Here is a 21664-nt window from a genome sequence, read left to right on the forward strand (position 1 = left end):
CCCGGAACCGTCGCGGGGTCAGAAGCGGGCGGTGAGCAGGGCCAGGACGGCGACGCCCGCGGTGAGCCAGGCGGCGTAGTCGCCGATGTGCCCCGAATGCAGGGCGTGCAGGCGCGCGGCGGCCCCGGCGGCGGCGCGCCCGGGGAACCGGCGGGCCGGGTGCCCGGCCGCGGGACGGCCGTGCCCGGTGGAGCGCCCGGTGGAGCGTTCGCGGGAGCGGTGGGCGGAGCGGTGGGCGGAGGTGGCGGCGATGGCCGCGGCGAGCAGCAGCGTGACGGCGGCGCCGGCGAGCCCGGCCAGGGTCCACGGGTCGGCGGGCGGGGCCTGCGGGGCGGGCGGGAGGTGGCCGTCCAGGACGAGCGCGGCGTAGGCGTCCCGGCTCGCGAACGCCTCGGCCGCGGCGGCGACGGGCCCGCCGGGGATCAGCCCGGCCGCCAGCCCGGCGCCGAGCAGGACGATGCCGGGGGCGAGCATCGTCCACGGGATGGAGCGAAGCGTCACCGGCGTCTCGGGGTCCTCGTGCCCGCCCTCCGGCTCGGCACCGCCCGGGTCGCGGCCGGTGGGGGCGGCGCGCCACACCACGAGCCACACGCGCAGGACGGCGGCGGCGGTGAGCGCGGACACCGCGACCGACAGCGGCGTGTACCACCACCATCCGGCCTCGAGCGCGGCGTGCTCGGTGACCGAATGCCCCGCGAACAGCCCGGACGGCGGCAGCCCGGCCAGGCACAGCCCGCCCACCAGGAACGTGACACCGGAGACGGGCATACCGCGGCCGCGTCCGCGCAGCTCCCGGGCGTCGACGCTCTCGTGCCGGTTGAGCAGCGCCCCCGCGGCCAGGAACAGCGCGCCCTTCACCCCGGCGTGCCCGGCCAGGGAGTAGGCGGCGCCGGCGAGCGCGCCCGGGGTCGCGGCGGCGACACCGACCAGCAGCAGCCCGGCGTGGCTGATGGTCGAATAGGCCAGCAGCCGTTTCACGTGATGCTGCAGGACGCACATCACCGCGCCCAGCAGCGCGGCGGCGGCGCCGAGGACGGCGATGGCGCGCAGCGGGACCAGCCCGGGGAACACCGCCCAGTACGTCCGCGCGACCCCGTACACGCCGAGTTCGACCATGACGCCGGAGAACAGCACGCAGACGGGGGTGGGCGCGACGGCGTGGGCGTCGGCGAGCCAGAAGTGGAACGGGACGGCGGCGGCCTTGACCAGGTAGCCGGTGCAGATCAGCACGAACGCGGCGGTGACCAGCGCGTCGCCCTGCCGGGTGCCGGTGAGGCGGCCTCCGGCGGTGGCCAGGCCCAGTTCCCCGGTGCGGCCGTAGACCAGGGCGATCCCGGCGAGGGTGAGGTAGGCGCCGATCGACTGCACGATCCCGAAGTTCAGCGCGCCGTGGACGGTGGCGGGCTCCTCGGACCGGTATCCGGTCAGCGCGAACGCGACCACGCTCATCAGCTCGAAGAACACGAACGCGTCGAACAGGTCGCCGGTGTAGGTGAACGCGCACATCGAGGCCAGGAACAGCAGGACCAGCGCGTGGAAGGTCGCCTGGATCTCGGTGAAGTACCGCCAGGAGAACGCCAGCGCGGCCAGGGTCAGCGCGGCGGCGACGCAGGCGAGCGCGGCGGCGAGCGGGTCGGCGGCCAGGGGGATCCCGACGCCGGTGCCGGGCCCCCACCCGCCGAGCCACACGACCTGCGGGTCGTGGCCGCAGCGGGCGAGGGTGAGCGCGGTGAGGCCGGTGACCGCGGCGGCGCAGGCGAGCGCGGTGACGTCGACGGCCAGCCGCGGCAGCCACCGCCCGGTCGCGGCCAGCAGCGCGGCGGCCAGGACGGGCACCGCGACGGTGAGCTGCAGGATCACGGTTCGAGCGAGCGCAGCGCGCCGGGGTCCAGGGTGCCGCGCCGCCGGGCGACCTGGACGCCCAGGGCGAGCAGCAGCGCGGTGACGGTGGCGCCGACGACGATGTCGGTGAGCGCCATGGCCTGCACGACGGGGTCGGTGACGGGCCCGCCCGCGGGCGGCGCCGGCCGGTCGGAGAACACCGGCGCGGTGGCGCCGGAGCGGTATCCGATGGCCAGCAGCAGCACGTAGGTGCCGGACTGGGTGACCGACAGGCACACCACGGCGTGGATCAGGTCGCGGCTGGTGACGATCCCGTAGACGCCGGCGAGCATGATCCAGCCGGCGGTCAGGTAGGGCAGGACGCTCACGGCGGCTCCCCGGGGTGGCGGGCACGGCGGGCGGCGGGCCGGGCGGCGGGGCCGGTGTCGCGGACGAGGAGGGCCTGCTCGAAGAACTTGCCGAGCAGCAGGACCAGCGCGCAGCCGACCTCGGCGCCGACGGCGCCGTTGAGCGCGGGCACCCGCCCGGTGGCGGCCCACCCGGTGGCGGCCAGCGCCAGCACGACGAACACGGCGGCGGCGACGGCCTCGGCGGTCTCGAACAGCGGGATGGGCCGCAGCCGCTGCAGCGCCGGGTAGTCGCCCGCCAGGTACAGCAGGTGGATGGCGGTGCCGAGGACGACACCGCCCTGGAACCCGCCGCCGGGGGACTGGTGCCCGTGCGCGACGACGTACACCCCGGCGGCGAGGGTGACCGGCAGCAGCAGGTACCCGATGAGGCGCAGCGCGTCGGGCACCTCGGCGGGCCCGTGCCGGTGCGCGCCGCCGGCGTCCTCCTCCTCGCGGCGCACGGCGCGCAGCAGCACCACGGCGGCGACCGCGGCCGACAGCAGGATGAGCTCCTCGCCGACGGTGTCGAGGGCGCGCTGGTCGAAGGTGACCGACGCGACGGCGTTGGGGGTGCCGTGCGCGAGGGCCTGCCCGACGGCGCGGTCGGCGTAGGGGTGGACGGCGCCGCCGAAGCCGGGCAGGCCGAGCGCCCCGGCGGTGAAGAGCGCGGCGGTGCCGGCGGCGCCGGAGCCGAACAGCGCGAGGCGGGCGCGGGCGTTCACCGCCGCGCCTCCTTCCCGTCCTCCCGGTTCGCGTCCTCGCGGCCGGTGGTGTCGCGGTGGCGGCGGGTGGCGTGCAGCGCCAGGACGACGATGAGCGGCAGCAGGACCGTCCCGACCCCGATCTGGGACATGGCGACGTCGGGTGCCTGCAGGATCAGGAACAGCAGCCCGAGGACCAGCCCGTAGCCCGACAGCACGATCGCCTGCCGGACGGTGCGGCGGGTCAGCACGACCGCGGTCGCCATGAGCGCGGCCAGGGCGAGCGCGAGGCAGATGAGCGCGTCGGCGAGCGGCCCCGACAGGGCATCCAGCGGCTCGGCGGTGGTCACGGCGGGTTCGCCTCCGTCCCCTTCTGGCGTCCTCCCGGGTCGGCGGTGGCGCGTTCGGCGGCCTGCGCGGCGGTGACGACGGTGGCGGGCCCGGTCGCGGTGAGCAGCACGGCGATGACGGCGAGCTTGGCGACGTCGTGCCACGACGACCAGGGCCGCAGCGCCGTCCCGGCGATGAGCAGCGGCGCGGCCGCCGCGGTGACGGGCGCGGCGGCGTGCAGGCGGGCGGCGGCGCCCCGGGCGGCGGCCAGCCGCAGCCCGGCGGCCACGGCGACGGCGGCTCCGGCCCAGGTCAGGACGTCGGCTAGCAGGTCGAGGGTCATCGCGTCTCCCGGCTCACAGCGTCCGGGCGAGGAACCGCGCGAACACCAGCGACCCGGCGAACGACAGCAGCGCCAGCACCAGCGCGACGTCGAGGTAGGCGGGACGGCCGTAGGCGGCGGCGAGCAGGATCGTGACCAGCGTGACCAGCGGCCCGGTGACGATCAGCCCGGCGAGGCGTGCGGCGGGGCGGCCGTGGAGGGTGGCCAGCAGCACCGGGAACAGCGCCCCGGCCATGACGGCCAGGGCGGGCACCGCGGTGTTCAGCACGTCGCTCTTCACGGCGCCTCCCCGGCGGGGCCGGTGACCAGCCCGGCGGCGCGCAGGCGCCGCTCGAGCGGGGACGGGCCGCGGGCGAGGCGGTGCACGCGCAGCAGCCCCCGGTCGGGGTCGACGGCGCCGACGTAGGTGCCGGGGGAGGACGACAGCAGCAGCGTCGCGGCCGCGCGGCCGGCGGGTCCGGGCGCGACCCCCAGGTCCGTCCACCGCCCGCCGGTGGGGCCGCGCACCAGGACGCGGGCGGTGTCGGCGGTGATCTGGGCGGGCAGCGGCGCCAGCGCCGGCAGGACCCGCGCGGGCGGGACGGCCCGCCGGGCGCGGCCCGGGGACAGCAGGGCGCGGTGCCCGGCGACCGCGGCGGCGGCGCAGGCGGCGGCCGTGAGAGCCCCGACGGTGATCTCGGTGACGGTGATGCCGGCCGCGAGCGCGAGGTACCCGGCCAGCAGCACCGTCCACCAGGCCAGGGGCTCGGCGGCGCGCCGCGCGGGCCCGGGGCGCGCGGCCGCTGGTGCGGGGTTGTCGGGCATGGGGTCGTCGGGCATGGCCTCCGGCATACCCGGCGGGACGGTTCCAACCGTGCCCGGCGCCCGGCCGCATGTTTGCGGTGACGGGGCCGGGTAGGCGCGACACTCCGGCAACCCCCGATGGAAGGGACGCATGATGAACACCCCCCACGTCTCCCGCGCCAAGTCCGGACGGATCAACGACTCCGCCGGCGCCACCGCCACCGCGACCGAGGACGCGGCGCGCGGCGTCCGGAGCGGCGTCCGCAAGGGCGCGGACCAGGCCGGTGGACGGGTCGCGGCGCTGCCGGGGCGGGTCGCCGGGCTGGCGCGGCTGGTCACGCTCGCCCGGCTCCTGCGGGCCGCGCCGATCGCGGCGGCCGCCGCCGCGGGCGTCCTCGTCGGGCGCCTCACCGCCCGGAAACGCTGACCCCCGCGCCCCTGCCGCGCCCCCGGCCGCGCCCCGCCGTACCGCCCGCCGTACCCCGCCCGACCTGCGGCGGGGCGCCCACCTGCAGCCTTGACCGGCCGATGACCGAAACCGGGGGTCCTGTTTAGGCGGATCAGTGCGGGTACCACCCGCCATGCCAGACAACACCCCCGATCGAGGGAGCGGATGCCATGACTGGGCCGATCGCCCAGCAGACCTCGGGCACCGGCTACGTCCAGCGCGGCGGGTCGGGCAGCAGCAGCCTGGCCGACGTCGTCGACCTGATCCTGGAGAAGGGACTGGTGATCGACGTGTTCGCGCGGGTCTCGCTGGTGGGGATCGAACTCCTCACCGTGGACGTGCGGATCGTGGTCGCCAGCGTCGACACCTATCTGAGGTTCGCCGAGGCCTGCAACCGGCTCGACCTGACCAACAACGGAACCTCGCAGGGCCTGCCGCAGCTCCTGGAGGGGCTGCAGGAGTCGGGCGCGAAGAAGAAGACGCGAGGCGCGCTGGAAGGGGCACAGGAGCGGCTGAAGGAGACCTTCGGCGGCGGTGACTCCGGCGAATCCGGAGACTCCGACGAGGAGAGGCAGCCCGCGCGGCGCCGCTCGTCCCGCAAGAAGGAGGACGAGGAATGAGCACCCCGCAATCCCCGGCCGCCGGGGATCCGCAGTACGTGTACGGGGTGACCCGCTCCGGCGCGGTCCTGCCGCCCGAGGTGACCGGCCTGGACGAGCGGCCGGTGTCGCTGGTGGAGGACGGCGGCGCGTGCGCCGCGGTCGTCAGCGCGCTGCCCGGCGGGCGGGCGCTCGGCGAGCGCGCCGACCTGGTCGCGCACCAGCGGGTGCTGACCGCGCTGGTCGAGGCCGGGACCGTGGTGGTGCCGTTCCGGTTCGGGGCGGCGATGGCCGACCGCGCCGCCGTGCAGAAGGAACTGCTGGCCGCCAACGCCGAACGGCTCGGGCAGGTCCTCGACGAGCTCGACGGCAAGGTCGAGCTGCGGGTGAAGGCCACCTACGTCCAGGACACGGTGCTCCGCGAGATCATGACGGCCGAGCCGGAGATCGCCGAGCTGTCACGGCGGCTGCGGGAGGTGCCGCCCGACATCGCCGACGCCGTCTACTACGACCGTGTCCGGCTCGGCGAGCTGATCGCGCAGGCCATGCAGCGGCTCCGCGACCGCGACGGGCAGGCGCTGCTGGAGGCCGCCGCGCCCGCCGCCGAGGCCTTCACCAGCAAGCCGCCCGTCCGGGAGGAGGACGTCCTGGACGCCTCGTTCCTGGTCGGCGCCGACCGCCGCGCCGAGTTCGAGCAGACGGTCGACGACCTGGCCCGGGCCGGCGCCGAACGGGTCCGGGTCCGGCTGATCGGGCCGCTCCCGCCCTACGACTTCGTCCCGGAGGTCTGAGCCGATGGGACTGTTCACCGGCCTGCTGACCCTGCCGCTGGCGCCCGTGCGCGGCGTGACGAAGCTGGCGGAGGTCCTCACCGAGCAGGCCGAGGCGCGGCTGTACGACCCGGCGCGGATCGCCGCGGAGATGGAGGAGGTCGCCGACGCCGCCGCGGCCGGGCAGATCACCCAGGAGGAGGCCGCGGCCCGCGAGGAGGACCTGATCCGCCGGCTCAACGAGGGCCGCGCCCGCCGCGAGCGGGCGGGCGGGTAGCCAGGGAGGCCCGGAGATGTTGTCCGCGTCCGAGGCCGCCAAACGGGCGGTCGAGCACGTCACCGCGATGACCGGCCGCTGCGCCGAGTGCGTGGTGGGGATGGAGCGCGCCGGCGAGGACGGCTGGCGCGTCACGGTGGAGGTCGTGGAGACCCGCCGCATCCCCGACTCCGCCGACATCCTCGCGGTCTACGACACCGAGGTCGACGCGGACGGGGAACTGGTCGCCTACCACCGCGCCCGCCGCTACCCCCGCGGCCGGGTGGAGAGGGGCTGAACGAGCGTTGAGTGAGATCTCCTGGACCGGATCCCGGTCCCCGGCACGGTCGATGCCGGGCGAGCGGCAGTCGGCGAGCCTGGCCGACCTGCTGGAGCGCATCCTCGACAAGGGCATCGTGATCGTCGGGGACGTCCGGGTGAACCTGCTGGACATCGAACTGCTGACGATCAAGCTGCGGCTGCTGGTGGCGTCGGTGGACCGCGCGAAGGAGATGGGCATCGACTGGTGGGAGCACGACCCGTCGCTGTCGTCCAAGGCCCGCCCCGCCGCGGAGGCCGGCGGCACCGCCCGCGACCGGGAACTGGCGGAGGAGAACCGGCGGCTCCGCGACCGCCTCGCCGCCCTGGAGGCCGCCGCCGACACCGCCGACCGGAAGGAGCCGAGAGCATGACGACCGCACCCGCCGCCGGCGGCACCGCCGTCTACCTGTACGGGGTGGCGCGCGGACTGGACCCGGCCGCGCTGCGCGGCGCCGCCGGGGTCGCGGGCGCACCCGTCCGCGGCGTCGTCGAAGGCCCCCTGACCGCGCTGGTCAGCACCGTCCGGCTGGAGGAGTACGGGGAGACGGCGCTGCGCGCCAACCTGGAGGACCTGGCGTGGCTGGAGGCCACCGCCCGCGCCCACCACGCGGTGGTGGACCGCGCCGCGCACGTCGCACCGACCGCGCCGGTCGCGATCGCGACGATCTACCGCGACGACGCGCGCGTCGCCGAAGTGCTCGCGGCGCAGAGCGCCCGGTTCCGCGACGTGCTCGACGGCGTCGCGGGCCGCTCGGAATGGGGCGTGAAAGCCTACGCCGCCCCCGCACCGGGCCCCGCCGCGCCGGAAGAGCCGGCAACGCACGTCCCAGAACCCGGTGGGGGGCTCGCGCCGAGCGCCGAGCCCCTCACCGGCCCCACCCCCGCCGCCGAGCCGGGCCCCGGCGCGGGGACGGCTTACCTGCAGGCCCGGCAGCGCGAGCGCCGCCGCCGCGAGGACGCCGCCCGCCGCTCCGCCGGCCACGCCCGCGAGATCCACGCGGCGCTCGCCGGCCACGCCGTCGCGTCCCGGCACCACCCGCCGCAGGACCCGCGCCTGTCGGGACGGCCCGGCACGCAGCTCCTCAACGCCGCCTACCTGCTGGAGGAGGAGAAGGTCGAGGCCTTCCGCGCCGAGGCCGCGGCCGCCGCGGACCGGCTGCCGGGCGTCGAGGTGGAGGTCACCGGCCCGTGGCCGCCGTACTCGTTCATCCCGGAGAGCGGATGAGCGCCGTCCTGGACCAGGGCCGCGACGTCCCGATGGAGCGCGTCGCGCTGGTCGACCTGCTGGACCGGCTGCTGGCCGGCGGCGTCGTCATCACCGGGGACCTGGTGATCTCGATCTCGGGCATCGACCTGGTGCAGGTGTCGCTGCGGGCGCTGATCACCACCGTCCGCGACGAACTGCTCCCCGACGCCCCCGGACGCGAGGAGCACCCATGACCCGCCCCGACCCGCGCGGCCACCCCGCCCGGGAGCCGGTGACCGGCGAGGTGAAGGTGCACGACGCCCCCGACGCCTACCCCTTCACCACCGCGCCCGCCCCGCAGGAGGAGCCACGGGAGAGCCCGCGGGAACGGTCGTCGCGGACGATGGCGCGGCTGCGCTCCGACCCCGAGACGGTGGAGCGGGACCTGGTGAAGCTGGTACTGACCCTGGTGGAGCTGATCCGGCAGCTGATGGAACGGCAGGCGCTGCGCCGCGCCGACGGCGGCGACCTGTCCGCCGAGCAGGTCGAGGCGCTCGGGCTGGCGCTGCTGCGCCTCGACGAGGCGATGACCCGCCTCAAGGACCACTTCGGCCTGGACGACCACGACCTCAACCTGGACCTGGGCCCCCTCGGCCCCCTGCTCCCCGACGACTGACCCCCGGCCGCCGTTCACGTGGGCGGGTTGACCGCCGTGCCCTTGAAGAACGTGTAGTGGAACGTGCCGTCCGGAGCGGCGGCGCGGCGCAGGCCCTCGATGCCCCGGTCCCACCCGGCGGGCGTGGCCAGCCCGGCGGCGAGGGCGTCGCCCCGGACCGCCTCGACCATCGCGGTGAAGGTGTCCAGGGTGAACGCCCGCGCCAGATCCGGGCGGCTCCCGTCGGCGTACACCGTCCGCGGCCCCACCTCGGCCTCCGCGTACCCGGCGGCCGTCAGCAGCGGCGCCACCCGCCGCCCGATCAGCGCGTCCCCGCCCGCGGCCGCCTGCAGCGCGACCAGGTGCCCGATCGCGGCGCGGGCGGGCGCGCTGTCGGGATGGAAGAACGCCGACCCGTGATCGCCCTCGATCACCGTGAGGGTCCCGCCGGGCCGCAGCACCCGCCGCAGCGCCGCCAGCGCGGCCCGCGGGTCGGGGAGGTGCTCCAGCACGAAGCACACGAACAGGTGATCGAACGCGTCGTCGGGGAACGGCAGGTCGTGCAGGTCCCCGCACCGCCACTCCACCCGCGCGCCCGGACGCTCCGCCGCCACCCGCGCGCGGGCCTGGTCCAGCGACGCGGGGGACAGCTCCACCGCGGTCAGCCGCACGCCGGGGGAGCGGGCCAGCAGATGCACCGTCTGCGCCCCGACACCGCAGCCGACCTCCAGCACCCGGCTCCCGGCCGGGTAGGACGTGCCCTCGTGCAGCAGATCGGCCAGCGCGTCCGCCTGGTCACCGAGCCGCCGCGCCTCCCGCCCCGAATAGCCGTGCACGTAACCGTCCGGACGGCCGTCCGGACGGCCGTCCGGGCCGTCGTTCGCGCTGCCGTTCACCGCGTCGTTCCCGGGGCCGTGCCCGGGGGTCGTCATCGAAGCCCTCGCCGTTTCCATGAACGCCCAGGCTGCCCCCGGCAATGGCTCCATGAACAGGTCCAATCACGGCGAGATCAACAGGTCCAATCGCCGGGTAGTCAGGTGGTGAGGGTCTCGGCGTCCCACAGATCCCGGTACGCGCCCGGCGCCGCCAGCAGATCGGCGTGCCGGCCGCGCTGCACCACCCGGCCCCGATCCAGGACGATCACCTCGTCGGCCGCCTCCAGCGCCGCGAGCCGGTGCGTGACCAGCAGCAGCGTCCCGCCGCCTGGCCGCGACAGCAGGTCACGGGTGACCGCGTCCGCCATCGCCGGGTCCAGCGCCTCGGCGGGCTCGTCCAGCACCAGCACCGGCGGGTCGGCCAGCAGCGCCCGCGCCAGCAGCAGCCGCTGCCGCTGCCCGCCCGACAGGCCCCGCCCGCCCGCGCCGACCACCGTGTCCCACCCGTCCGGCAGCGCCTCCACCACCTCCAGGAACCGGGCCCGCTCCGCCGCCGCCCGCAACCGCTCCTCACCGGCGTCCGGACGGGCCAGCAGCAGGTTCGCGCGGACCGTCCCGGCGAACACGTGCGCGTCCTGCGTCAGGCCCCGCACCGCCGCCCGCACCACGGCGGGCGCGTAGCGGCCCACCTCGTGCCCGCCGACCGTCACCGCGCCCGACCCGGCCGCGACCTCCCCGGCCACCGCCACCAGCAGCGTGCTCTTGCCCGCCCCGGACGCGCCGACCACCGCGACCCGGCGGCCCCGCTCGACCCGCAGATCCACCCCGTCCAGCGCGACCGACGACCCGTAGCGCACCCGGACCCCCAGCAGCTCCACCTCCAGCGGCCCGCGCGGCACCCGCACCGGACGCGCCGGCACCGGCGCCGGGGGAGCCGACAGCACCGCCCCGACCCGCCGCAGCGACGGCAGCACCTCCCGCAGCCGCTGCGCGGCCCCCGCCAGCGGCAGCACCGACTCCACCGCCACCAGCGCCGTCAACGCCAGCACCGCCGCACCGACCTCGTCGACCCCCGCGGCCAGCCCGGTCCACAGGACCGCCGCGACCGCCGCGCCCTGCACGGCGAAACCGGCCGCCGCCACCGCCGCGCCGACCCGCGCGCCCGAGCGTTCCGCGCGCGCCAGCCGCCCCGCCGCGCCGGCGGCCCGCGCCGTGAACCGGCCGGACGCGCCGAACACCGCCAGGTCCGCCGCCCCCTCCAGGACGTCCAGCGACCGCACCGCCAGCGCCTCACGCCCGGCCGCCACCCGCGCCGCCGCCCGGCCCCCCGCCACCGCCGCGCCCGCGGGGACCACCACGCCCGCCACCAGCAGGCCCGCGCCCAGCACCACCGCCGCGGGCGCCCACACCGCCCCGCACACCACCACGCCCGCGACCCCGCACGCCACCGCCGCCACCGCGGGCAGCACGCACCGCAGCAGCAGATCCTGGACGGCGTCGACGTCGGACACCATCCGCGTCAGCGCATCACCGTCCCGCCCGCCGCGCCGCCCCGACAGCCGCTCGCCGGTCCGCGCCGCCGCCAGCGCGTCGAACACCCGGCCCCGCAGCTCCGCCAGCGCCCGCAGCGCCGCGTCATGCCCCGCCAGCCGCTCCACATACCGCAGCGACCCCTTCGCCAGCGCGAACCCCCGCACCGCCGCGATCGCCACCGACAGCGCCGCCAGCTCCGGCTGCTGCGACGCCCGCGCGATCAGCCACGCCGCCGCCGCGATCAGCCCCAGCCCGCACAGCTCCGCCGCCGCACCCGCCAGCCCGGCGGCCACCAGCCGCACCGCATGCGGCCGCACCGCACCCCACACCCCGCCCGGCCGCGCCCGCCCACGACCCCCATCCATCGAGGTCATCTCACTCACGGCCATCTCACTCATGGTCATCTCGCTCGCGGTCATGCCGCCTCCTCGTGCACCGCGCCGGCGACCCGGCCGCCCTCCAGGCGCACCACCCGGTCCGCCACCTCCAGCAGCGCCGGACGATGCGCCACCAGCACCGCCGTCCGCCCCTCCAGCAGCCGCACCGCCGCCTCCACCAGCATCCGCTCGCTGCGCAGGTCCAGCCGCGCGGTCGGCTCGTCCCACAGCACCACCGGACCGCCCGACAGCCACGCCCGCGCCACCGCCAGCCGCTGCCGCTGACCCGCCGACAACCCCGCACCGCCCTCACCCAGCACCGTCGCGTACCCCTCCGGCAGATCCTCGACGAACCCCGCCGCGGCCGCCGCCCGCGCCGCCTCCCTCACCCGCGCCTCGGACGCGTCCGGGTCGCCGAGGCGGATGTTGTCGGCGACCGACGCCGCGAACAGGTGCGGACGCTGCGGCACCCACCCCAGCCGCGCCCGCCACGCCACCGGGTCCAGCTCCGCCAGATCCACACCATCGACCAGCACCCGCCCCGAAGAAGGGACGACCAGACCGGCCAGCACCAGCAGCAGCGTCGACTTGCCCGCCCCCGACGGGCCCGCCACCGCCACCCGCTCACCCGGCCCCACCCGCAACGACACCCCATCCAGCGCCGCCCCCTCCGCCCCCGGGTACCGCACCGTCACCTCCTCCAGCACGATCTCCGGCGCACCCCGCCCCGGCACCACCCGACCGCCCTCCCACCGCGCCGCCGGGGCCTCCAGCGCCGCGAACGCCGCCTCCGCCGCCGCCACACCCTCCGCACTCGCATGGAACCGCTGCCCCAAAGCCCGCAACGGCAGATACACCTCCGGCGTCAGCACCAGCACCAGCAGACCCGCCGACAACGCCATCCGCCCCTCCAGCAGCCGCAACCCCACCGGAACCGCCACCAGCGCCACCGACAGCGCACACACCAGCTCCAGCACCAGCGACGACAGGAACGCCACCCGCAGCGCCCCCACACTCGCCCGCCGATGCCCGTCCGCCAGCTCCCGCACCACACCCGACTGATGCTCGGTCCGCCCGAACGCCCGCAGCGTCGACAGGCCCGCCAGCACGTCCCGGAAATGCCCGCCCAGCCGGTGCAGCAACGCCCACTGCCGGCCCGTCAGCGCCGCCGTCCGCAACCCCACCAACGCCCCGAACACCGGAACCAGCGGCACCGTCACCAGCACCACCACCGCCGACGCCCAGTCCACCGACACCAGCCGCGCCAGCACCACCACCGGCACCACGCACGCCGCCAGCAGCTGCGGCACATACCCGGTGAAGAACGGATCCACCGCGTCCAGCCCCCGCGTCAGCAGCGTCACCCGCGCCCCCGCATCACCCGCCGGACGCGCCAGCAGCGCCTCCCGCAGCCCCCGCTTCACCCGCGCCGCCCCGCCGCCCGCCACCGCCGTCACCACCCACGCCACCACCGCCCGCACGGCCACCGCCCCCGCCAGCCACGGCAACGGACGCCAATCCAGCCCCGCGACCGCCCGCACCAGCAGCTCCGCCTGCACGACCAGCAGCACACCCTGCACCGCCGCCAGAACCCCCAGCACCACCGGCACCCGCCGGGGCAGACGCCGCAGCAGACGCCGCTCGACACCCTTCACCACAACCCCCTCACCACAACCCTTCGCCGGCCTACAGGTACGAGGGCGACTCGACCCGCCCACGGAACGTCCACCACACCAGCGCCTGCGCACCCAGCAGCAACGGCAGCACCACCACCGTCGTCACCGCCGTCATCGTCAACCCCGCACCCTCCGCGACCACCTCCGACCACGACACCTCCACACCCGCCACCACCGGCGCCGACGCCATCACCAGCGCCGACAACCCGTACCGCGACGGCACCCGCACCGCCCGCGCCGCCAGATCCACCGGCAGCCGCCACCGCGCGAACCCCGCCCCATGCCACGCGAACAGCACCGCCAGCGGCAACCCCAGCACGCTCCCCACACCCAGCCCGCCACCGGCCAGCAGCGACCCCAGCACCGACCCCCACGCCAGCGCCAGCCCCCAGCTCCCCGCCACGATCAACGCATCGCACCCGCCCCGCCACACCGACGCGTCCACCCGCCCCCGCAGCCACAGCCCCATGTCCCGCACCACCCACGCGAACAACAGCACCGCGAACACCGGATACAGCTCCTCCAGCAGCTCGTGCTCCAACCCCGGGAACGCCCCCGCGACCAGCCCCGCCGCCGCCACCAGCCACACCTCGTTCCCCAGAAAGAACGGCGCGAACGACGCGATCACCAGCCGCCGCTCCCGCTGATCACGACCCAGCCACGGCAACAGCATCCCCACCCCGATGTCCGCACCGGCCAGCACCAGATACCCGCCGGAGAACACCGCCAGCAACACCACCGCGAGAGCATCCATCACCAAACTCCAATCGAAAAATCGGGGTACAGAACGTCAGATCTCGACGCCGGGACTCAGAAGGTCGGAGACATCACCGGGGCCGCCGGCTCCACCGGGGGAGAGGCCCCCAGCCCCGACCCCTCCGGACCCCGCCGCGCGAACCGCACCAGCAACCACGCGTTCACCACGAACAGAACCGCGAACAACGACGTGAACGCCACGAACGACGCCGTCATCGTCCCCGCGCCCACCCCCGGCGACACCGCGTCCCGCGTCTTCAACACCCCGTACACCATCCACGGCTGCCGCCCCACCTCACGAAACAGCCACCCCGACACCATCGCCACATACGGCAACGGCACCGCCACGATCATCAGCACGTGGAACACCCGCCCCCGCACCAGCCACCGCCCGAACGGGAACTTCACCAGCGCCACCCCCGCGACGATCAGCATCAGCAGCCACATCGTCACCATCAGCGCCTCACCCACACCCGCCAGCGCCGGCGGCATGTAGTCGTCCGGCCCGAACCGCGCCGTGAACGCCGCGACCCGCGCCGCCGCGTCATCACCCCCGCCCTTCGTCGGCTGGATGTAGGTGAACTGCATCCCGCCGAACACCACCACCGGCATCACCGACAGCATCACCGTCAGCAACCCGATCCGCATCGACCGCCGGAAGAACTCCACCTCCGCCGTCCGCCGCAGCAGGTGATAACCGCTCACCCCCGCCATGAAGAACCCCGCCGTCAGCAACCCCCCGAACAGCACATGCACGAACGCCAGCACCGCCGCCGGATTCGTCAGCAACGCCCCCGCGTCCGTCAGCCGCGCCGTCCCGTCCACCATCTCGAACCCCACCGGACGCTGCAGCCACCCATTCGCCACCAGCACGAAATACGCCGACAGATACGCCGTCAGCGTCACCACCCAGATCAACCCCAGATGCGCCCACCGGTTCAGCCGATCCCACCCGAAAATCCACAACCCAAGAAACGTCGACTCCACGAAGAACGCCACGATCGTCTCCAACGCCAGCGGCGCCCCGAACACGCCCCCCGTCACCCGCGACATCCCCGCCCAGTTCAACCCGAGCTGGAACTCCATCACCAGCCCCGTCACGATCCCCACCGCATAATTCACCACATACAACTGCCCCCAGAACCGCACCATCCGCTCATGCACCGCACTGCCCGACACCACCGCACGCGTCTGCGTCAACGCCACCAGCGTCGCCAGCCCCAACGTCAACGCCACGAACAAGAAATGCGTACCGGCCGTCAACGCGAACTGCACCCGCGCCAGCATCAACGGATCCCCACCCATGAACGACACCCCAAGAATCGATCCGGAAACGACCCCACGATCCTCGGCCCCCACACCCCACCGGCGAATCGGGCGCGAGCGTTCAACCCGCCTGCACGTTTCGCGCAGCCCCACCCCGCCGCCTACATCTCCCGATGTACGCGGCCACGCCGGCCCGCCAACCCCAGTACGACCGACACCACCACATACGGCACCGCCGCCACCGCCACCAGCACCCCCGCACCCGCCCACCGCGACCCCAGCGCATACCCCGCATACACCAGCAGCGCCACCACCTCCGAACCGAACCCCGCCACCGACGTCACCGTCGCCCGCGCCCCATCACCGATCCGCGCCTGCAACCGCGCGTCCGCCGCCGCGATCGCCCACCGGAACACCCCGAACGCCGCCCCCACCAGCACCATCCCACCCGGACTCCCGCTCAGCGCCCCCACCGCCAGCAACACCGCACCCGCACCCAGCAGCGGCGCCAGCCACCGCACCCCACGCCCCGCCAGCCAGCCGCCCACCGCGTCACCCGACGTCACCACCAGCACCAGCAACGGCACCGACGCCGCCGCCACACCCGTCGACTGCGCCAGCAGCGGGACGTACTCGTCCAGCGACGTCACCCCCTCCACCACCACCATCAGCAGCAGCGCCCACCGCACCGCCGGCGCGCCGCGCACCTGCGCCCACCCGGCACGCACCACCGAACCCAGCGACGGCTCGTCCTCACCGTCCTCGGCTCCACCGCCGCTCCGCGACTCCGGCAGCAGCCACCCCGCCGCCGCGCACGCCACACACGCCAGCACGCTCGCCACACCCAGCAACCGGTACCCGCCCGCCGCCAGCACCGGACCGGCCACCGCCGACGCGGCCACCACCGCCAGCAGTGACACCGCCTCCGACCGCCCCATCAGCCGCGCATACGCCCCCGTAGCGCCGACCCGATCCAGCTCCTCGTACACCAGCGCCTGCATCGTCCCCGAACGCAGCGCCGACCCCACACCCCACAGCACGAAACCCAGCGCGAACACCGGATACGACGGGAACAGCGACCACAGACCGAAACCGGTACCCGCCAGCAGGGGAGCGATCACCAGCAACGTCCGACGCGAGAACACATCCGCCCACACACCGGACGGCACCTCGAGCGTGAACGTCGTGACCGACCAGATCACGAACAGCGACGAGATCGCAGCAGGAGACAACCCGGTCTCCGCGAACAGCAACGCGTACACCGGGTACAGAAGAACGAAATCCTCGAGGAACGCGTAGGCGTACAGCCTCCGCGCGAGCCCCGCCTCAGGTGAAGATCAATGTCGCCAGGTCATACCACGCACCCTAACCGCACCACCCGCCCGCTCGCACCCGAGAAACCCGGGGGAGAACGGCGCGGCCCCGGAACAGCGCCGCGGACGACCGCCCGGGGGAGCGGCGAGGATCAGCCGCGCGGCGGACCGGCCAGGGGAGTACGGCCGAACAACGCCAGCAGCCGCTCCTGATCACCCGCCCCCTCCGGAAGCGCCACCTCCGGACCCACGAACCCCGCCGCACGCCCCCGCGGCGCCAGACGCCTCGCCGTCTCCAGCGCGGCCCCCACCAGATCCGCGTCGAACACGACCTCCTGCCCGGTCGCCTGCGCCAGATCCCACGTATGCACGAGCAACTCCGACAGCGAACCCTCCAGCCACTCACTCAGCGTGACCACATCCCCGAACCCCAGCGTGATCCGCCGCGCCAGCGCCTCCGGACCCAGACCCGCCGTCATCCGCGCACGCACCGCACGCCAGCTCGCCACCGGATCCGCACCGGCCACCTCCCGCCAGTCTGGATCGTCCTGGGGGAGCGGCGCCCCCGCCGCCCGCAACTCCACCACCAGCAGCCCCGCCGTCACATGCCCCGCCACATCGACCGCGCACCAGCCCTCGCACGGCGACGGCGACAGCCACCGGCCCGGCGGCACCGCGACCAGCACCGCCTCGAAACCGTCCAACGCACGAACGAAACGCTCAGGAATCACGACCGCCACACCGCCCGGCTCGGATTGTCGCCGACTGCGAACGTCCCGCACTCTAACGACGATCGGCCCTCACGTCCCGAGAGCGCCCGCCACACGGGCCAGCCACGCCTGCGGCAACGCGAAACCGTTCGCGGGATCCCTGAACGAATAACCACCCGTATTCACGCGGACACCTTCAGTGACGGCCGTCCATTCCACCGGACCGCACTGGCCCTGGCAACCGCCGAGAATGGCGGCGGCGACGGCCTCGTCACCGAGGCAGGGGAGGAGCAGCAGCAGACGCGCGTCGGGATCGGACGTGCTGCCACCGGGCAGCGAGCCGTCCGCGGCGGTCAGCTCCGGCCAGGACAGCGCCGGGCCCATGAAATGCCCGTCGTCGCGAGCGGGATGGTGAAGGCGGGCCAGCCCGCCGGTCCAGCCCGCCGGTTCCCACAGGCGCGAATGGAAGGCCTCGGCCGCGTCGTAGTCGGCGCCGAACAGCAGTTCGTCCGTGTCCTCGTCGTGGGTGCACGTGGACAGGTGCGCGTCCGCGATCACCGCGCGCCCCATGGGGGCGGTACCGGCCACCGGACCCCTCTCCAGAGCATGACTTAACATAATGTACATTATCGACCAACGATCGAGAGGGCGGCGGAAGTGGCCGAACCCGGCGAATTCAGGCGTCGAGCGTGATCCAGTAACGGTCCTCGCCGCGGGCGCGGCCGTCGTGGACGCCGCCGTTGGCGACGATCACCCGGCGGGACGGCTCGTTGCCGGCGGCGCACGTCAGCAGCACGCGCTCCAGGCCCAGCCGGCGGCATTCGGCCAGACCCGCCGCGAGCATCCGCGTGGCGTGCCCGCGCCGCCGCCACGCCGGGACGACGTGGTAGCCGATGTGCCCGCCGACCTCGGCCAGCTCGGCCGTCAGCCGATGCCGGACGATCAGCGTGCCGAGATAATCCTCGCCCGACACGTACCAGAACGTGCTGCACGGCACGCCCCAGCGGATCTGCACGCCGCGGCGCTCGGCGACGAACGCGCCGAAATCGGCGTAGGCCGGGTCGAGCCAGTCCGTCGGCGTCCCGCTCGCCAGGCAGTCCGACCACTCCCCGGCCAGGAACGACTCGCGCACCGCCGTCGTCGGCCGCACGAGCCGCGGAGCCCCGAGAAGATCGTCCACCTGGCCGATTATCCCCTGGTCGCGCGCCCTTGGGCGGCCTGGACGGGCCGCGCCCGGCCCGTCATCGAAACCGGACAGAAGCCAAATTCTGTATGGTGTACGGAGTTGAGGCGGTCGGTGATCGCGTGGCCCGGCGCCGCGGATCGGCGGCGGTGGACCACGCGATCGTCCCCGTTTCTCCTGGTCAGGTCAGGCCGATGTCAGGTCAGCCGGCGTCGCCGGTGCCCGTGAGGGCCCCCGCCCCGGCCGCTCCCCCGCCGCCGGGCAGCGTGCCGTCCCACGAGGGGCAGTAACCGTGGAGGGCGTCGAAGTGCTCGTCGAACCTGGCCCAGATCGGCGAGGTCTTCATGATCCGGAGGACGCTCTCGTCCGCGTACTTCAGGGCCCCGTCGGTCATGTTGGCGCTGCCGATGTACAGCCCGGCGGTGGGGCTGTGGTTGATCATCAGGGTCTTCTCGTGCATCTCGGAGTAGGACCCCATGTGGGGGTGGCACACCTTGACGTCGATGTTCGCGGCGAGGAGCCGGCTGAGCGCCGGCCAGTGGTCGTTGCCGGGCGTCTTGGGGTCGTCGCCCACGTCGCCGGTGACCACCTGGACCGTGCACCCCTTCTGCTTGGCGTGCGCGAGGATCCCGGTGATGTTGCTGCGGGAGATCCTGAAGTTGGCGACCTTGATGATGTCGTCGGTCCTGGTGGTGGAACAGCCCCTGGCCGCCCTCTCGATGGCGGCGCCGACGCCGTCGTGGACCTGCCTGGGTGAGGTGAAGACCTCGTGGTTGGCGCTGTGGAAGTTGTTGTCGGTCTCCGGGTCGGGGTCGGGATCGCCGTAGGAGTTGTTCCCCATGGTGTTCGGGCCGTTGAACAGGTCCTCGAAATAGTGCGTGCCGAAGAACTTGTGGAGTTCGGCGCTCGCGAGGGTCACGACGTTCTCGTAGGCCGTCCGTTCGGGGTTGGTCCGCCCCTTCCACCAGTCCAGGTTGGCCGAGGACACGTAGACGACGTTGCTCACCGGCCCGGAGGTCGTCTGCACGCTCGACAGCGTCATGAACTTGTTGTGCATGATGGACGGCTCGTTGCTGGACTCGTCGGGGTTGTCGATCTCGCGATTGGCGATGCAGCCGCGATCGGACACGTCGCGGCCCTGCCAGTCGACCAATCTCGTGCCGCAGGTGGAGAGGGCGACGCGCTCCCCCACCGGGGTGGGGGCCTTGGAGGCGGCGACGAGGGCCGCCCACTCCTCGCGGTCCCGGTTCCAGCCGTCCATGACGATGCGGACCTTGACGCCGCGTTTCGCCGCGGCGATGAGCGCGTTGGCGACCTCCATGCGGTCGAAGTAGTAGAGGGTGATCCTGACGGTGGAGCCGGGGTTGGCGGCGTTGATGAGGGCGACCGCGTGGGCTGCGATCTTCTGGTGCTTGCCCTCGTCGAACTCGACGTAGTTCACGACCCTGGCGAGGGCGACGGGTTCGACGGCGAGGGCCCGTGTGGATTCGGCGGTCGCGGGTGCGGTGAGGCCGAGGAGCGCGGGGATCAGGAGAGTGCCGCACGCGGCACCGATGCGTAAGCGTCTTCTGGACATTTCGTGTCCTTTCGCGGGGTGGTGCGGCCTGGCGGGCGGGGCGTGTGCCCGGTGGCCGTTCATGATCGCGAACGAGTATCCAGGACGTTCCCGCGTGAAGATCATTTTGTGACCGGAGCCGGACAGCGGCGTTGACGTGCGGGGTGAGGGCGTTCCGGGGCGGGCGGGTTCGTAGGGTGGGCGGGATGAGCGTGCTGCGGTCGGTGGGGTTGTTCGTGCTGGCCGCGCTGGCCGAGATCGGTGGGGCGTGGCTGGTGTGGCAGGGGTGGCGTGAGGAGCGCGGTCTGGTGTGGATCGCGGCGGGGGTGCTGGCGCTGGGTGCCTACGGGTTCGCGGCGACGTTCCAGCCCTCCCCTGATTTCGGGCGGATACTGGCGGCCTATGGCGGGGTGTTCGTGGCGGGGTCGCTGGCGTGGGGTGTGGTGGTGGACGGTTTCCGTCCCGATCGCTGGGATGTCGCGGGCGCGGTGATCTGCCTGGCCGGCGTCGCGGTGATCATGTATGCGCCGCGGGGCTGAGCCCGCTCCCCCGGGCTCCCCTATCCCCTGCTCCCCCGGTCGGGGTGATGCCTGCGGGGCGGCCGGTTCTGCGGGTTGGGGCGGGGCGGCTGTTTTGTCGGTGGTGGGGGGTAGCGTCCGGCGGGTGCGTCCCTCTGCTGTTCAGCGCCTGACCGTTGCCGAGACCGCCGACCGTTACGCGGAGATGGTGCGTGCGAAGACCTCGACGGGTGCGCTGACGCCGCGGACGGCCGAGGTGTACGTGCGGGACGTGCTGACGTTCGCGGATCTGGCGGGCGGTGAGCGGGTGCTGGACGATCTGACGGGTCAGGACGTCGACGCGGTGCTGCTGGCGTTCGCGCGCAAGCCGGACGCGCGGCGGCGCGCGGGGGCGGCGGGTGCCCAGGCGGCGGGTGCCCAGGTGGTGGGGGCCGGGGGTGTGCGGGTGCAGGCGGGGCGGTCCGGGCAGGCGGGGCCTGCGCAGAGCGCGGCGTCGCAGGCGCGGTTCCGGCGGTCGGTGTCGGCGTTCTTCAAGTACGCGGCGGTGGTGGGGTGGGTGCAGCTGGATCCGATGCGGGCGGTGACGGTGCGTCCGGTGCAGCGGGGCGGGTTGCGGGCGGAGCGGCGGGCGTTGACGGCGGAGCAGGCGGAGGGGCTGCTGGGGGCGGCGCAGGGCCTGGCGGAGGCGAGCCCGGCGGCGGGGGCGGGAAGCGGGCGGCGGCGTTCTGACCAGCGGACGGAGTTGCGGGACGGGCTCGTCGTGCTGCTGCTGGCGGCGGTGGGGCCGCGGGTGTCGGAGCTGACGGCGGCGAATGTTGAGGACTTCTTCGTCAACGGCGGGACGCGGTACTGGCGGATCTTCGGCAAGGGCGGGCGGACGCGGGACGTGCCGCTGCCGCGTCCGGTGGCGGAGGTGCTGGATGCGTATCTGGCGGACGGGCGGGCGCTGCTTGACCGGGGGCGGGAGCCGAAGGCGCTGTTGCTGTCGTGGCGGGGGCGGCGGCTGGCGCGGGGTGATGTGCAGGGGGTGATCGACCGGGTCCTGGCGCGGGTGGAGCCGGGTCGGCGGCGGAGTGTGACGCCGCATGGGCTGCGGCATACGACGGCGACGCATCTGCTGGCGGCGGCGACGGACATGGACGCGGTGCGGCGGGTGCTGGGGCATGCGGATCTGTCGACGCTGGGCCAGTACCGGGATGAGCTTCCGGGTGAGCTGGAGGCGGCGATGCGGGTGCATCCGCTGCTGGGGCCGCTGGAGGGTCGTCGCGGCGGGTGAGCG

General features: G+C 74.6%; 28 protein-coding genes. 11 read left to right on the forward strand and 17 right to left on the reverse strand.

The window, feature by feature from the left end:
* Nucleotides 1-18: 18 nt before the first annotated feature.
* Genes ACH34S_RS23585 through ACH34S_RS23615 form a run of 7 tightly spaced genes read right to left on the reverse strand, consistent with a single transcriptional unit; the run spans nt 19 to nt 4424 of the window.
* Nucleotides 19-1860, reverse strand: a complete 1842-nt coding sequence (locus ACH34S_RS23585) for a complex I subunit 5 family protein (protein ID WP_395954927.1) — start codon at nt 1858-1860, stop codon at nt 19-21.
* A complete protein-coding gene (locus ACH34S_RS23590) occupies nt 1857-2210 on the reverse strand; it encodes a sodium:proton antiporter (protein WP_395954928.1) in 354 nt (117 codons plus the stop codon). The genes ACH34S_RS23585 and ACH34S_RS23590 overlap by 4 nt, the downstream gene beginning before the upstream one ends.
* Nucleotides 2207-2953, reverse strand: a complete 747-nt coding sequence (locus tag ACH34S_RS23595) for an MnhB domain-containing protein (RefSeq protein ID WP_395954929.1) — start codon at nt 2951-2953, stop codon at nt 2207-2209. The genes ACH34S_RS23590 and ACH34S_RS23595 overlap by 4 nt, the downstream gene beginning before the upstream one ends.
* Entirely contained in the window at nt 2950-3282 is a 333-nt protein-coding gene (locus tag ACH34S_RS23600) for a hydrogenase subunit MbhD domain-containing protein (RefSeq protein WP_395954930.1), read from the reverse strand. The genes ACH34S_RS23595 and ACH34S_RS23600 overlap by 4 nt, the downstream gene beginning before the upstream one ends.
* Nucleotides 3279-3605, reverse strand: coding sequence for a monovalent cation/H(+) antiporter subunit G (locus tag ACH34S_RS23605; protein WP_395954931.1), 327 nt, complete (start codon nt 3603-3605; stop codon nt 3279-3281). The genes ACH34S_RS23600 and ACH34S_RS23605 overlap by 4 nt, the downstream gene beginning before the upstream one ends.
* A gap of 13 nt (nt 3606-3618) precedes the next feature.
* A complete protein-coding gene (locus tag ACH34S_RS23610; RefSeq protein WP_395954932.1) occupies nt 3619-3885 on the reverse strand; it encodes a monovalent cation/H+ antiporter complex subunit F in 267 nt (88 codons plus the stop codon).
* Nucleotides 3882-4424: a hypothetical protein gene (locus tag ACH34S_RS23615; RefSeq protein WP_395954933.1), complete on the reverse strand. Its 543-nt coding sequence runs from the start codon at nt 4422-4424 to the stop codon at nt 3882-3884. The genes ACH34S_RS23610 and ACH34S_RS23615 overlap by 4 nt, the downstream gene beginning before the upstream one ends.
* 115 nt (nt 4425-4539) lie before the next feature.
* Here ACH34S_RS23615 and ACH34S_RS23620 point away from each other — a divergent pair, with 115 nt between their 5' ends.
* The 9 genes from ACH34S_RS23620 to ACH34S_RS23660 all read left to right on the forward strand — a co-directional run bounded on the left by ACH34S_RS23620 (nt 4540) and on the right by ACH34S_RS23660 (nt 8644).
* Nucleotides 4540-4815 (forward strand): hypothetical protein, encoded by a 276-nt coding sequence (locus ACH34S_RS23620; protein ID WP_395954934.1) that lies wholly within the window; start codon nt 4540-4542, stop codon nt 4813-4815.
* Nucleotides 4816-5006: 191 nt separating this feature from the next.
* Complete coding sequence (gene gvpJ, locus ACH34S_RS23625) at nt 5007-5456, forward strand: gas vesicle protein GvpJ (protein WP_395954935.1); 450 nt, start codon at nt 5007-5009, stop codon at nt 5454-5456.
* On the forward strand, nt 5453-6226 hold the full coding sequence (locus tag ACH34S_RS23630; RefSeq protein WP_395954936.1) for a GvpL/GvpF family gas vesicle protein: 774 nt from the start codon (nt 5453-5455) through the stop codon (nt 6224-6226). The genes gvpJ and ACH34S_RS23630 overlap by 4 nt, the downstream gene beginning before the upstream one ends.
* A gap of 4 nt (nt 6227-6230) precedes the next feature.
* The gene (locus ACH34S_RS23635; RefSeq protein WP_395954937.1) at nt 6231-6482 is read left to right on the forward strand and encodes a gas vesicle protein GvpG; all 252 of its coding nucleotides are present in this window, start codon (nt 6231-6233) and stop codon (nt 6480-6482) included.
* A gap of 16 nt (nt 6483-6498) precedes the next feature.
* Complete coding sequence (gene gvpO, locus ACH34S_RS23640; protein ID WP_395954938.1) at nt 6499-6759, forward strand: gas vesicle protein GvpO; 261 nt, start codon at nt 6499-6501, stop codon at nt 6757-6759.
* A 52-nt stretch (nt 6760-6811) separates the two neighbouring features.
* The gene (locus ACH34S_RS23645; protein WP_395955086.1) at nt 6812-7153 is read left to right on the forward strand and encodes a gas vesicle protein; all 342 of its coding nucleotides are present in this window, start codon (nt 6812-6814) and stop codon (nt 7151-7153) included.
* Nucleotides 7150-8007 carry a GvpL/GvpF family gas vesicle protein gene (locus ACH34S_RS23650; protein ID WP_395954939.1) on the forward strand — a complete coding sequence of 286 codons (858 nt, stop codon included), beginning with the start codon at nt 7150-7152 and terminating at the stop codon, nt 8005-8007. Before ACH34S_RS23645 ends, ACH34S_RS23650 begins: the two co-directional genes overlap by 4 nt.
* The gene (locus ACH34S_RS23655; RefSeq protein ID WP_395954940.1) at nt 8004-8222 is read left to right on the forward strand and encodes a gas vesicle protein; all 219 of its coding nucleotides are present in this window, start codon (nt 8004-8006) and stop codon (nt 8220-8222) included. Before ACH34S_RS23650 ends, ACH34S_RS23655 begins: the two co-directional genes overlap by 4 nt.
* The gene (locus ACH34S_RS23660) at nt 8219-8644 is read left to right on the forward strand and encodes a gas vesicle protein K (RefSeq protein WP_395954942.1); all 426 of its coding nucleotides are present in this window, start codon (nt 8219-8221) and stop codon (nt 8642-8644) included. The genes ACH34S_RS23655 and ACH34S_RS23660 overlap by 4 nt, the downstream gene beginning before the upstream one ends.
* 14 nt (nt 8645-8658) lie before the next feature.
* Here the strand turns inward: ACH34S_RS23660 and ACH34S_RS23665 are convergent, their stop codons facing one another.
* The 10 genes from ACH34S_RS23665 to ACH34S_RS23710 form a co-directional block, all read right to left on the reverse strand.
* A complete protein-coding gene (locus ACH34S_RS23665) occupies nt 8659-9555 on the reverse strand; it encodes a class I SAM-dependent methyltransferase (RefSeq protein ID WP_395954943.1) in 897 nt (298 codons plus the stop codon).
* Nucleotides 9556-9656: 101 nt separating this feature from the next.
* Nucleotides 9657-11450, reverse strand: coding sequence for a thiol reductant ABC exporter subunit CydC (cydC, locus tag ACH34S_RS23670; RefSeq protein WP_395954944.1), 1794 nt, complete (start codon nt 11448-11450; stop codon nt 9657-9659).
* The gene (gene cydD / locus ACH34S_RS23675) at nt 11447-13063 is read right to left on the reverse strand and encodes a thiol reductant ABC exporter subunit CydD (protein WP_395954945.1); all 1617 of its coding nucleotides are present in this window, start codon (nt 13061-13063) and stop codon (nt 11447-11449) included. Before cydD ends, cydC begins: the two co-directional genes overlap by 4 nt.
* A 31-nt stretch (nt 13064-13094) precedes the next feature.
* A complete protein-coding gene (locus tag ACH34S_RS23680; protein ID WP_395954946.1) occupies nt 13095-13838 on the reverse strand; it encodes a cytochrome d ubiquinol oxidase subunit II in 744 nt (247 codons plus the stop codon).
* 56 nt (nt 13839-13894) lie between these two features.
* Nucleotides 13895-15259 carry a cytochrome ubiquinol oxidase subunit I gene (locus ACH34S_RS23685; protein ID WP_395954947.1) on the reverse strand — a complete coding sequence of 455 codons (1365 nt, stop codon included), beginning with the start codon at nt 15257-15259 and terminating at the stop codon, nt 13895-13897.
* 8 nt (nt 15260-15267) lie between these two features.
* Nucleotides 15268-16413, reverse strand: a complete 1146-nt coding sequence (locus ACH34S_RS23690) for an MFS transporter (protein ID WP_395955088.1) — start codon at nt 16411-16413, stop codon at nt 15268-15270.
* Nucleotides 16414-16571: 158 nt separating this feature from the next.
* Nucleotides 16572-17159, reverse strand: a complete 588-nt coding sequence (locus ACH34S_RS23695; RefSeq protein WP_395954948.1) for a TIGR03086 family metal-binding protein — start codon at nt 17157-17159, stop codon at nt 16572-16574.
* A 60-nt stretch (nt 17160-17219) separates the two neighbouring features.
* Entirely contained in the window at nt 17220-17717 is a 498-nt protein-coding gene (locus ACH34S_RS23700) for a hypothetical protein (protein WP_395954949.1), read from the reverse strand.
* A gap of 88 nt (nt 17718-17805) precedes the next feature.
* Complete coding sequence (locus tag ACH34S_RS23705) at nt 17806-18309, reverse strand: GNAT family N-acetyltransferase (RefSeq protein ID WP_395954950.1); 504 nt, start codon at nt 18307-18309, stop codon at nt 17806-17808.
* 205 nt (nt 18310-18514) lie between these two features.
* Nucleotides 18515-19888, reverse strand: coding sequence for a phosphatidylserine/phosphatidylglycerophosphate/cardiolipin synthase family protein (locus ACH34S_RS23710; protein ID WP_395954951.1), 1374 nt, complete (start codon nt 19886-19888; stop codon nt 18515-18517).
* Between the two features lie 185 nt (nt 19889-20073).
* On the opposite strand from ACH34S_RS23710, the gene ACH34S_RS23715 reads away from it, so the two are divergent.
* Complete coding sequence (locus tag ACH34S_RS23715; protein WP_395954952.1) at nt 20074-20406, forward strand: YnfA family protein; 333 nt, start codon at nt 20074-20076, stop codon at nt 20404-20406.
* 124 nt (nt 20407-20530) lie between these two features.
* Entirely contained in the window at nt 20531-21661 is a 1131-nt protein-coding gene (locus ACH34S_RS23720; RefSeq protein WP_395954953.1) for a tyrosine-type recombinase/integrase, read from the forward strand.
* The last annotated feature ends 3 nt before the right edge of the window (nt 21662-21664 follow it).

The sequence above is a fragment of the Actinomadura sp. 3N508 genome, from assembly GCF_044326375.1.
In the GTDB taxonomy this organism is placed as follows: Bacteria; Actinomycetota; Actinomycetes; order Streptosporangiales; family Streptosporangiaceae; genus Spirillospora.

Excerpts from the sequence above, each read along its gene's own strand:
- cydC (WP_395954944.1), bottom strand. The coding sequence starts at position 11,450 with ATGACCGCGAGCGAGATGACCATGAGTGAGATGGCCGTGAGTGAGATG.
- ACH34S_RS23620 (WP_395954934.1), top strand. The coding sequence starts at position 4,540 with ATGATGAACACCCCCCACGTCTCCCGCGCCAAGTCCGGACGGATCAAC.
- ACH34S_RS23715 (WP_395954952.1), top strand. The coding sequence starts at position 20,074 with ATGAGCGTGCTGCGGTCGGTGGGGTTGTTCGTGCTGGCCGCGCTGGCC.
- ACH34S_RS23655 (WP_395954940.1), top strand. The coding sequence starts at position 8,004 with ATGAGCGCCGTCCTGGACCAGGGCCGCGACGTCCCGATGGAGCGCGTC.
- gvpJ (WP_395954935.1), top strand. The coding sequence starts at position 5,007 with ATGACTGGGCCGATCGCCCAGCAGACCTCGGGCACCGGCTACGTCCAG.
- ACH34S_RS23645 (WP_395955086.1), top strand. The coding sequence starts at position 6,812 with ATGCCGGGCGAGCGGCAGTCGGCGAGCCTGGCCGACCTGCTGGAGCGC.
- ACH34S_RS23615 (WP_395954933.1), bottom strand. The coding sequence starts at position 4,424 with ATGCCCGACGACCCCATGCCCGACAACCCCGCACCAGCGGCCGCGCGC.
- ACH34S_RS23635 (WP_395954937.1), top strand. The coding sequence starts at position 6,231 with ATGGGACTGTTCACCGGCCTGCTGACCCTGCCGCTGGCGCCCGTGCGC.
- ACH34S_RS23710 (WP_395954951.1), bottom strand. The coding sequence starts at position 19,888 with ATGTCCAGAAGACGCTTACGCATCGGTGCCGCGTGCGGCACTCTCCTG.
- ACH34S_RS23680 (WP_395954946.1), bottom strand. The coding sequence starts at position 13,838 with ATGGATGCTCTCGCGGTGGTGTTGCTGGCGGTGTTCTCCGGCGGGTAT.
- ACH34S_RS23650 (WP_395954939.1), top strand. The coding sequence starts at position 7,150 with ATGACGACCGCACCCGCCGCCGGCGGCACCGCCGTCTACCTGTACGGG.
- ACH34S_RS23630 (WP_395954936.1), top strand. The coding sequence starts at position 5,453 with ATGAGCACCCCGCAATCCCCGGCCGCCGGGGATCCGCAGTACGTGTAC.
- ACH34S_RS23665 (WP_395954943.1), bottom strand. The coding sequence starts at position 9,555 with ATGACGACCCCCGGGCACGGCCCCGGGAACGACGCGGTGAACGGCAGC.
- ACH34S_RS23660 (WP_395954942.1), top strand. The coding sequence starts at position 8,219 with ATGACCCGCCCCGACCCGCGCGGCCACCCCGCCCGGGAGCCGGTGACC.
- gvpO (WP_395954938.1), top strand. The coding sequence starts at position 6,499 with ATGTTGTCCGCGTCCGAGGCCGCCAAACGGGCGGTCGAGCACGTCACC.
- ACH34S_RS23605 (WP_395954931.1), bottom strand. The coding sequence starts at position 3,605 with ATGACCCTCGACCTGCTAGCCGACGTCCTGACCTGGGCCGGAGCCGCC.